Source organism: Pseudolactococcus raffinolactis NBRC 100932 (assembly GCF_001591765.1).
Taxonomy (GTDB): domain Bacteria; phylum Bacillota; class Bacilli; order Lactobacillales; family Streptococcaceae; genus Pseudolactococcus; species Pseudolactococcus raffinolactis.
In genome coordinates this window covers 1-2,289 of the sequence record NZ_BCVN01000080.1, presented here as the reverse complement: position 1 = coordinate 2,289, position 2,289 = coordinate 1, and the positions used below count along the sequence as shown (strand labels likewise).

Genomic DNA, 2,289 nt, shown 5'->3' with positions numbered 1-2,289 from the left:
ACTTAGAAGCTGAATTGGCTAAAATCGAAGATGAACAACCCGACAATGAAGAAAAAGAAGATGGAGAAAAAAGAAAAATGGCTAAAAAAGTACAAACTAGAAACAACGCAGATGTAATGACAATTCGTGAATCTTTGCAAATTGAAAATGTTCGTTCATTCTATCAAAATATCGCAAATGCAATGGTTGAAAAACGCTCACTAACAGGTGCTGAAAAGGTAGTACCTACCGAAGTTATTGACCGTATTGAGTCTAAACTAGGTGATTACTCAACACTTATTAATGAAGTAACAGTTGAGAAAATCGGTGGTACAGGTCGTGCGGTTATTGCAGGTGATATTCCTGAGGCAATTTGGTTTGAAGTCGGCAAGAAAGCACTTGATGAGCTTGAAGATAAACTTGACGGTGTTGAGCTTGATGGGTTCGGACTTGGCGGATATGTAGCAGTACCGAATATCATTATTGAAAATTCATTAATTAACCTTGCGTCACATGTTGAAGATCGTTTGGCTAAAGCGATTGCAAAAGCCCTTGACAAAGCAATCCTTAAAGGTACAGGAACTAAACAGCCAACTGGTGTTGTAGTTTCAGCACCGACAGCTAACAAAGTGACAAGTGACGGAACTATCACTGATTTGATTGCTAAATTGGCTAAAGTTGATACAGACGGAACTGGCGGTGAAGTTATTGCGGTCATGAATCGTGCGACTTACTACTCAAAAATCGTGCCTAAAACTTTGGCGGTCGCAGCAAACGGTGTACTGACAGGTTCATACGCATTGCCTTTCCGAGTTGTGCTTTCTGCTTATGCTGACGATAACACAATCGTGTTCGGTGACTTCAAACAATTCTTACTTGCTCAACGCTCAGAAATTCGTGTTGAATCATCTACAGAAGTACAATTCACTAGCGACAACACAGTATTTAAAGGTGTAGGATTTTACGATGGTAAAGCAACTAAAGCTGAAGCATTTGCAGTTGTGACTATCACAGCTACACCTGCCCAAGGTTAATCAAGTATATTAAATAAAGAGGGCAACCTCTTTTATTTTTAATCGAAAGGAGAAAAAAATGAAATATCAAGTGTTAGTAGATTTTACATGTAAAGAAACTAAACATATTTATCGAACAAACGATAAATACCCTTTTAAGGGACGGACAAAAAAAGTTAGAATCGAAGAACTTCTTTCATCAAACAACATGAGGGGGCAACCTCTTATTTGTATTGTTGATGAGGAGGAGGTAGCCAATGACTGAAACTATTGAAGATAAGGTTTTGGGCTTGGTCAAAGCGACATTGGGGTATAAGTCTAGTGTTCGTGATGAATTATTGAAAGTGATTATTAAGTCAGTTGCTGATGAATTAGAAATTCAAAAACGCATTAAGCTAGACTTTGAAAACGCTGAACACCTCATGTTTATCGTTGATTATTCTTGTTTCAGATACGAAAACAAGGGTGCGGGTACATTGCCTAGAAACCTAGAATATAGGCTGAGAAACCTCATGGTTAAATATGGAGGTGTCTGATGTGGGATTTAGAAGTTTCACTACTTGCAGAAGATGGCTATGTTCAAGAAAAAGGCAAGATTAATAAGATAATCCAATATAAACAAACTGAGCTATTAGCTTTTGAAAAGCCTATTTCACGAGCTGAATTATACTACGCAGGGCAGAGCAATATTGAGTTGACTAAGATTATTGTTATTCATGCTTTTGAGTATTCAAATGAACAGTTGGTTAAGATTGACGGATTGACATATCAAGTTATAAACACTTATAAAATCAGCAACGAGCAACTTGAATTGAAGTTGAAAGCGAAAAAAGGCGGTGTATGATGCAAGATATAGCAAACGAAATTGCACAAGCATTGTCTGAATACACCAGTGAAATTGTGCAACAACTAGATGAAATCAAATCTGATGTAGCTGATGAAACAGTTAACATGCTTAAGGTTAATAGTCCTACTGGTCGCAGGGGTAAATATGCTAAAGGTTGGCGAAAGAAAAAAGATGGTACAAGCTATGTTATTCACAACGCAACTGACGCAGGATTAACACACCTGACAGAAAAAGGACACGCAAAAAGGAATGGCGGGCGTACCAAGGCACAACCTCATATTTCGATTGCTGAACAAGAAGCTATCAAGAAATTCGAGAATAAAGTAGAAAGGGCAATCAAAGGTGGCTAAATGAATTTAATGGAATTTAAAGCTGAATTGGAACAGTTAGAAATACCTATCCAATATCAAGCTTTTAGCGTTGGTCAAGCACCAGAATTGCCTTATCTAA

General features: G+C 37.7%; 5 protein-coding genes. All 5 read left to right on the top strand.

Annotated elements, in window-relative coordinates:
- On the top strand, positions 1-1,013 hold a 1,013-nt coding region (locus LRA01S_RS10445; protein WP_061775544.1), incomplete at its 5' end, for a phage major capsid protein.
- Positions 1,014-1,071: 58 nt separating this feature from the next.
- Entirely contained in the window at positions 1,072-1,257 is a 186-nt protein-coding gene (locus LRA01S_RS10440) for a hypothetical protein (RefSeq protein WP_061775543.1), read from the top strand.
- Complete coding sequence (locus tag LRA01S_RS10435; protein ID WP_061775542.1) at positions 1,250-1,528, top strand: hypothetical protein; 279 nt, start codon at positions 1,250-1,252, stop codon at positions 1,526-1,528. The genes LRA01S_RS10440 and LRA01S_RS10435 overlap by 8 nt, the downstream gene beginning before the upstream one ends.
- The gene (locus LRA01S_RS10430; protein WP_061775541.1) at positions 1,528-1,836 is read left to right on the top strand and encodes a phage head closure protein; all 309 of its coding nucleotides are present in this window, start codon (positions 1,528-1,530) and stop codon (positions 1,834-1,836) included. Before LRA01S_RS10435 ends, LRA01S_RS10430 begins: the two co-directional genes overlap by 1 nt.
- Complete coding sequence (locus LRA01S_RS10425) at positions 1,833-2,189, top strand: hypothetical protein (protein ID WP_061775540.1); 357 nt, start codon at positions 1,833-1,835, stop codon at positions 2,187-2,189. Before LRA01S_RS10430 ends, LRA01S_RS10425 begins: the two co-directional genes overlap by 4 nt.
- Positions 2,190-2,289: the final 100 nt, after the last annotated feature.

Bases quoted from the DNA above. Each gene is read 5' to 3' on its own strand.
- LRA01S_RS10430 (WP_061775541.1), top strand. From the start codon at position 1,528: ATGTGGGATTTAGAAGTTTCACTACTTGCAGAAGATGGCTATGTTCAA.
- LRA01S_RS10425 (WP_061775540.1), top strand. From the start codon at position 1,833: ATGATGCAAGATATAGCAAACGAAATTGCACAAGCATTGTCTGAATAC.
- LRA01S_RS10435 (WP_061775542.1), top strand. From the start codon at position 1,250: ATGACTGAAACTATTGAAGATAAGGTTTTGGGCTTGGTCAAAGCGACA.
- LRA01S_RS10440 (WP_061775543.1), top strand. From the start codon at position 1,072: ATGAAATATCAAGTGTTAGTAGATTTTACATGTAAAGAAACTAAACAT.